The 6,827-nt window shown below is 64.0% G+C and carries 8 protein-coding genes and 1 pseudogene; 3 read left to right on the forward strand and 6 right to left on the reverse strand.

What is annotated here, in order from left to right:
• From VOI29_RS21100 to VOI29_RS21125, 6 genes and pseudogenes are all read right to left on the reverse strand, one after another.
• Nucleotides 1–656: pseudogene (locus VOI29_RS21100) on the reverse strand (acetyl-CoA C-acetyltransferase); the annotation flags it as partial.
• A gap of 508 nt (nucleotides 657–1,164) precedes the next feature.
• Entirely contained in the window at nucleotides 1,165–2,004 is an 840-nt protein-coding gene (locus VOI29_RS21105) for an EAL domain-containing protein (RefSeq protein ID WP_323783397.1), read from the reverse strand.
• Nucleotides 2,005–2,132: 128 nt separating this feature from the next.
• Nucleotides 2,133–3,065, reverse strand: a complete 933-nt coding sequence (locus VOI29_RS21110) for a sterol desaturase family protein (protein WP_323783400.1) — start codon at nucleotides 3,063–3,065, stop codon at nucleotides 2,133–2,135.
• Nucleotides 3,062–3,460, reverse strand: coding sequence for a hypothetical protein (locus tag VOI29_RS21115; RefSeq protein ID WP_323783402.1), 399 nt, complete (start codon nucleotides 3,458–3,460; stop codon nucleotides 3,062–3,064). The genes VOI29_RS21110 and VOI29_RS21115 overlap by 4 nt, the downstream gene beginning before the upstream one ends.
• Nucleotides 3,461–3,580: 120 nt before the next feature.
• On the reverse strand, nucleotides 3,581–3,922 hold the full coding sequence (locus VOI29_RS21120) for a hypothetical protein (RefSeq protein ID WP_323783404.1): 342 nt from the start codon (nucleotides 3,920–3,922) through the stop codon (nucleotides 3,581–3,583).
• 219 nt (nucleotides 3,923–4,141) lie between these two features.
• Complete coding sequence (locus tag VOI29_RS21125; RefSeq protein ID WP_323783406.1) at nucleotides 4,142–4,702, reverse strand: TlpA disulfide reductase family protein; 561 nt, start codon at nucleotides 4,700–4,702, stop codon at nucleotides 4,142–4,144.
• Nucleotides 4,703–4,724: 22 nt separating this feature from the next.
• Here VOI29_RS21125 and argH point away from each other — a divergent pair, with 22 nt between their 5' ends.
• The 3 genes from argH to VOI29_RS21140 all read left to right on the forward strand — a co-directional run bounded on the left by argH (nucleotide 4,725) and on the right by VOI29_RS21140 (nucleotide 6,577).
• Entirely contained in the window at nucleotides 4,725–6,119 is a 1,395-nt protein-coding gene (gene argH / locus VOI29_RS21130; RefSeq protein ID WP_323783408.1) for an argininosuccinate lyase, read from the forward strand.
• A gap of 36 nt (nucleotides 6,120–6,155) precedes the next feature.
• Entirely contained in the window at nucleotides 6,156–6,332 is a 177-nt protein-coding gene (locus VOI29_RS21135; RefSeq protein WP_323783410.1) for a hypothetical protein, read from the forward strand.
• 92 nt (nucleotides 6,333–6,424) lie between these two features.
• Complete coding sequence (locus tag VOI29_RS21140; RefSeq protein ID WP_323783412.1) at nucleotides 6,425–6,577, forward strand: hypothetical protein; 153 nt, start codon at nucleotides 6,425–6,427, stop codon at nucleotides 6,575–6,577.
• Nucleotides 6,578–6,827: the final 250 nt, after the last annotated feature.

Genomic DNA, 6,827 nt, shown 5'->3' on the forward strand with positions numbered 1-6,827 from the left:
CGGATGTATTCGTCCTGGTCCACCACAGTCTCGCCCTTGCGGTGCTTGACGGTGAAGGCGGCGATCTCATCGGCGAATTTGCCGGCTTTCTGGGCTGCTTCCGCCTTGTTCTGCGAGGCAACGGCAAATTCGTCCTGCATCTCGCGGGAGATCTGCCACTGCTCGGCCACGTTTTCGGCGGTCTGGCCCATGTGGTAGCCGTTGAAAGCATCCCACAGACCGTCGCGGATCATGGTGTCGATTTATTTCATATCGCCCATCTTATGGCCGGACCGCAGATGCGCGGCATGGGGGCTCAGGGTCATGTTTTCCTGGCCGCCGGCGGCAACGATGGAGGCATCGCCCAGCATGATGTGCTGGGCGCCCAGTGCCACCGCGCGCAGGCCCGAGCCGCACACCTGGTTCAGACTCCAGGCGGCGCTTTCCTGCGGCAGGCCGGCATTGATATGGGCCTGACGGGCCGGGTTCTGGCCCTGGGCGGCGGTCAGAACCTGGCCGAGAATGGTTTCCGAGACTTCGGATTTGTCCACACCGGCCCGTTCAACCACGGCTTCCAGCACGGCTGCGCCCAGATCGTGGGCAGGGGTGTTGGCGAACGAGCCGCCAAAGGAGCCGACGGCGGTGCGCGCGGCGGATGCAATTACAACATTGGTCATTGATTTCTGGTCCTCTGCCATCAATTCAGGTCTTCCGGGGGATCTTTGCGCGCGGGATGTGAAATCTGGCGCGCAACAATCTTACCCGTGTCCTCCGGATGCCGACATAATCTATTGCTGCACGTGCAGCAATTGACAGGGTGTCTCAGGGGGGGCAGCAGAGTCAACCGTCAGAAACGCCGTGCAACACAGGATTCCCGTCAGCCCGGGGTGATCCGTCTGCAAAGCGGCGCCGCGCCGCGCAAATGGCATCAACGGACCGGTCCCGGGAAAGACAGGAATAACAGGGCTGGCAGTACCGAGGCGCTGATGCGCAGGCGATAGAGGCGGCGCAAAGAGACCTTAGCCCTTCGCAGGGTGCCCGCGGCACCGTTGCCTCGCAGGGCGGGCTGGTGTCCTGTCCCCGCTGCGCCTTTAACATTTTCCCGCCCGGCGAACGGCGCGCACTGCGGTGCTTCTGCACAGGGATGTTTCAGCGACCGTCTGCGGTGCCGGGTCGCGGCTGCGGTCAGCCTGCCTCGCGGCGGTGCTTCATCTCCGCGATCCAGGGCGGCGAAACGGAAGGAGCGCCAAACAGGTAGCCTTGCAGGCAATCAACGCCGGTATCGACCAGGAATTCCGCATCCGCCTGGCTTTCCACCGATTCCGCGACGGTGAACATGTCGAATTGCTTGGCAATGCCGACCAGCGCGCGCACAACGGATTGGTTGTCGTGGCTGGCGTGCACGCCGCGCACGAATTGGCCGTCGATCTTGACCGCATCAAAGAAGAACTGGCGGAAATGGCCGATCGAGGTGGTGCTGGCGCCGAAATTGTCCAGCGCAAAGGCAATCCCGTGCGGTTGCATCCGCCCCATGAAGTCCGTCACCAGTTCCGGTGCCGCCATGGCCGAGGCTTCGGTGATTTCCAGCACCAGCCGCTCGGCCAGTGTTGCGTCGCGTTTCAGAAACCGCTCCAGCACCTTGAACCAGCGCTGATAGCCGATGGAACGGGCCGACATGTTCACGGACAGGCGGATCTGCGGGTATTTATCCAGCGCCCGCAGCCCATGCTGCAGCGCCAGGCAGTCCATCTCGCGGCCGATTTCGGTTTCTTCGACCACATGCATGAATTCGCGGGCGGGAATCACCCGGCCTGCCGGATCCAGCACCCGGATATACCCTTCGTAAAACGCCACCCCGCGCGGCGCCAGCGCCTGCATGACGGGCTGATAGGCCAGCACGGTCTGATTGTGGCGCACCGCCTCTGAAACCATGTCCAGCGTGGAGCGGTCGCGGCCGGTCACCGCCGCGTTCAGCGGGCTTTCAGAACCTTCGGGTATTTCTGCATTGGGGTTGAATTTGCTCATGTGCTGCTGCGACCCTGTTCCGGCAAAGTTGTGACACAGTATGATGCTCCCGGCAGTTTCACGCAAAAGGGTTGAGGCGGAATTAAAGTTCGAATTTGAACGATCCGCCGGCCGCCGCCGCGGGCGGCCTAGCTGTCAAAGCCGGGGGTGCCTGCATCCTCGGGATGGCGGGCGAGGTGGTCTGCCTTGATCCCGGCCGAGGTGCTGCGGCTGCCGTCGTGGCTGTAGCCCGGCGGTGCAAACGCATAGAGCAGCCGCTGTTTCCAGCTGAGGCCGGGCTGGGCAATGTCCTTGAAAAGGCCCGCCCATTCGTGAAAAGCCACCCGCAGCGGATTGAAACTGGCGATGTTGTGGACCAGGCCGAAATCGGGGCGGTCGTGGTCCTGTTCGGGCACAAAGGTGCCGAAAATCCTGTCCCAGATGATGAACACGCCGGCATAGTTGCAATCCAGATAGCGCGCATTGCGGCCGTGATGCGCGCGGTGGTGGCTGGGGGTGTTCATCACCGCCTCGAACCAGCGCGGCAGGCGGCCTATGGCCTCGGTGTGGATCCAGAACTGGTAGATCAGGTTCAGCCCGCCGCAAAACAGCACCAGCGCCGGGTGGAACCCCAGCAGAACCATCGGCGCCTTCACCACCATCATGAAGGTGAAGGTCCCGGTCCAGGTCTGCCGCAGCGCAGTGGTGAGGTTGTAATGCTGGCTGGAATGGTGGTTCACATGGCTGGCCCAGACCCAGCGGACCCGGTGGCCCAGGCGGTGCACCCAGTAATAGCGCAGATCGTCCAGCACAAAGCATACCAGCACTGCCCACAGGGAGGTGCCCATGTCCAGCGGCGTGATCCGCCACAGCAGCATCAGGCCCCCCCAGGCGGCAAGGCCCAGCAGCAGCCCTTCGGCGACGCTGCCCGCGCCCATGATCAGCGAGGTGACCGCATCGCGCGTCTCATACCGCCCGCCGCGGTTTTTCAAAGCGATCCACAGCAGTTCGGCCAGAATGGCGGCGATGAAGAACGGCACTGCCAATTGGGTCACATCGGGGTAAGAGAGTGTTCCGTTCATGCCGCGGCCCTGGCGGCGGCGATCAGCGCCTGCCAGTGTTTGCGTTCGGCCGCCGTCAGCGTCAGAGACAGGCCCGGAGCGCTGAAGTCGTTGAAGTCAAACCGCAAACCGTTGGGGCTGGGGGACACTTCCGCACCGCTGAGGTGCCGGGCCACGGTGGCGGCACCAAAGGCCCAAACCAGGCCCGCGCCGCTTTGGGCTGCAATCAGCGCCGCCTGGCCGTCTGCCGCAGGCCGCACGTTGCGGATGCTGTCGCCGGGGCAATGCCGCAGCCAGGCTGCCCGCGCAGTTTCCGCGGTCAGCACAGCGCGTTCAGACCGTCCCGACAGATGCAGGATTGCGGCAATTGCGGCTATCCCGCCCGCAACCAGGGCCAGCAGCAGTTCAAGCGGCATTGTTTCCTCCCGCCGGGCAGATTGGCGGGCGGGCAGGCGGCTGTCAAAGGTGGCGTGGGGTCAAGCGCATCCTGCCCCGCCGCCAGGGCAGGGACCGCGACCCGCGCGGGCGGCTCTTGCCTAAACCGCCGCGGCCGTGCGCTGCGGCGGAGCCAGGACTTGCATCCGGACCACTCGCTCGACAAAGGGCACCAGCCCGTCCGGCCCCGACGCGCGGTCCTTCAGGTGAATGCAGATATCGGGCCTGAGCGCCGCAATGATGCCAATGAGGTCGCCGCGGATCTGATCGTCCAGGCCCGCGCCCATGATCACGCAGGCGATGCGCGGTTCGGTTTCCAGCTGGCGCACAACCTCGGGCTGGTCATGCGCGCCGAGCCATTGGATTGGCAGATGGTCAAGCTGCTCTGCGACATCGCCGATCACATGCGGCAGCTTGCCGATCAGTAGCACAACAGGTTTCATATCACTCTCCACCCTATTAGCGGGCGCCTTGCGGGGGCGTCCCTCAGGAATCAAATAGTGCGAAATTCTGCCGGGTCAGGCGGGCGTGCCCGAGCGCAGGCCGCTGGCCATCCAATACCTGAATTTCCTGGGGACCCTCCCGGTATACTGGTTACCTGTACACCGGGAGGCTGCGGTATAAATGCCTGATGTGTCGTTGGTGGCTGTGGGCCCCGCGGCCTATTCGCCAATCAACGTCTTGACGATCTGCTTGGCGCTGTCGGAATTCCACTCGGCATCGCCCAGCAGCCGGGCGACCTCGTTGCCGTCGCGGTCCAGCAGCACCGTGATCGGCAGGCCGATCACCGCCATTTCACGCGCCAGCGCCTGTTTCGGATCCTGGTGTCGGGGCAGGTTGGAGATGCCGTTCTCATCAAAGAACTTCTGGATGCCGGCGGGCGAGTTGCGGCCGGTGGCAATCGTCAGCACCTCGAAATCCGCGCCGCCGAATTCCTCCTGCAGCTCGGCCAGCTGCGGCATTTCCTTGCGGCAGGGGGCGCACCAAGTGGCCCAGAAGTTCAACAGAACCACCTTGCCTTTGTAATCCTCCAGGCTGGCGGTGCCGGCGCCATCCGCCAGCTCAAACGCGGTGGCGGACACATCCCGCGGCTCAGAATGCACAACCAGCCGCTTCAGCGAGCCGTCGCGCAAGCCCTCCAGCTGCGCCTGATCCGCGGCAAAGGCCGCATTTGCACCCAAGGTCAGGGCCATATAAAGGGAAAGCTGACGAAACAGACGCATATTATCTCCGGGGTTCCACACCATGACAGATCAATCCTCGAACCAGATGTGGGGCGGCCGCTTTGCCGCAGGTCCCGACGCGATCATGGAGGCGATCAACGCCTCGATCGGGTTCGACAAGCGGATGGCAGCACAGGACATCGCAGGTTCAAGGGCCCATGCGGCAATGTTGGCCGCAGCAGGCGTCATTACGGATAATGATGCCGAAGCCATTCGGGAAGGGCTGCTCACCGTTTTGTCAGAGATCGAGGGCGGAACGTTTCAGTTTTCCACGGCACTGGAAGACATCCATATGAATGTGGAGGCGCGCCTGAAAGAGATCATCGGCGAGCCTGCCGGCCGTCTGCACACGGGCCGCAGCCGCAATGACCAGGTGGCGACCGATTTCAAACTCTGGGTGCGCGACCAGCTCGACGCGGCCGAGTCGGGCCTGCTGGCGCTGATCCGTGCGCTTCTGTCGCAGGCCGAGGCGGGGGCTGACTGGGTGATGCCGGGCTTCACCCACCTGCAGACCGCGCAGCCGGTGACCTGGGGCCACCATATGATGGCCTATGTGGAAATGTTCGGCCGTGACCTGTCGCGCGTGCGCGATGCCCGCGTGCGGATGAACGAATCGCCCCTCGGGGCGGCGGCGCTGGCGGGCACGTCTTTCCCGATCGACCGCGAGATGACCGCAAAGGCGCTGGGCTTTGACCGCCCCGCTGCCAACTCGCTGGATGCAGTCTCGGATCGCGATTTTGCGCTGGAGTTCCTGTCTGTGGCGTCGATCAGCGCGGTGCATTTGTCGCGCTTTGCCGAAGAACTGGTGATCTGGTCCTCGGCCCAGTTCCGCTTTGTGACCCTCAGCGACCGGTTCTCCACCGGCTCGTCGATTATGCCGCAGAAAAAGAACCCGGACGCCGCCGAGCTGATCCGCGCCAAGGTGGGCCGGATCTTTGGCGCCAATACCGCGCTGATGATGGTGATGAAGGGGCTGCCGCTGGCCTATTCCAAGGACATGCAGGAAGACAAGGAACAGGTGTTTGACGCCGCCGACAACTGGATGCTGGCGCTGGCGGCGATGGAGGGCATGGTCAAGGACATGACCGGCAACCGCGAATCGCTGGCGGCGGCGGCCGGGTCCGGCTTCTCCACCGCTACCGATCTGGCCGATTGGATGGTGCGGGTGCTGAAGGTGCCGTTCCGCGATGCCCACCACGTGACCGGCACCCTGGTGGCGATGGCCGAAAGCCGCGGCTGCGACCTGCCGGATCTTTCGCTGCAGGATATGCAGGGGGTGCATGCAGAGATCACCGAAGATATCTTTACTGTGCTTGGCGTTGAGAATTCGGTAAACTCGCGGATGTCTTACGGCGGCACTGCGCCGGCGCAAGTGCGCGCGCAGATCGCCCGCTGGACGGAGATTCTGGCAGGCTGAGGCCGCGATGCAGGGCCCGCGGCGGGGAGGCAGAAAATGCGCAACATGATCATTGCTTTGCTTGGGCTGGCGGCGCTGGCCGCCTGCGGTGTGGATGGCGAGCCGGTGCAGCCGACGCTGAACGCAGGCATTGGCGTGGGCGATAGCGGTGTCCATGCCGGCGGCGCCGTCGGGCTGCACAAGGGGCCGGTCAGCGTCTACCTGGGCTTCTAGTGCCGGGCGCCCTTGATGCGCTCCGGTTCAGCCACCATTTCACAACCGCCCCCGCCGCAATGCCGGGGCGGTTTTCATTTGAGGATATTGCGATGAAAGCAGCTGTTGTTGTTCTGGCCCTCCTGGGCCTGGCCGCCTGTGATACCGGCGGACAGGCGGCGAACCCGCCGCAAAAGCAGGAGCCTGCCGCAACCGGAGTGAAGGTTTCCGGCTATGGCCGGGTTGGAGTATCCAGCACGTTCTAGCAAGTACCGGAAATGGCCGGTCCAGGCTTGCTGCCCGTCCGGTTCCCGTCTGCTGTGGTGCGTTCTGTATCTGATGTGCGGATCATCAGCTGTAAGGAGTGGCGGCGCCGCCAAGGGGCGGAGGCGGGACGGGAGCTTCCTCCCGCACGCTGAACGTTGTCTCTGCGTGCCCTTGCCAAAGGGCCCTGTTCCAAAGTGCCGGGGATGTCAGTCCCGGCGGTGACCGCGATCAGGGGAGAGCATGGCAGGG

The sequence above is a fragment of the Leisingera sp. genome, from assembly GCF_034669605.1.
Lineage (GTDB): Bacteria > Pseudomonadota > Alphaproteobacteria > Rhodobacterales > Rhodobacteraceae > Leisingera.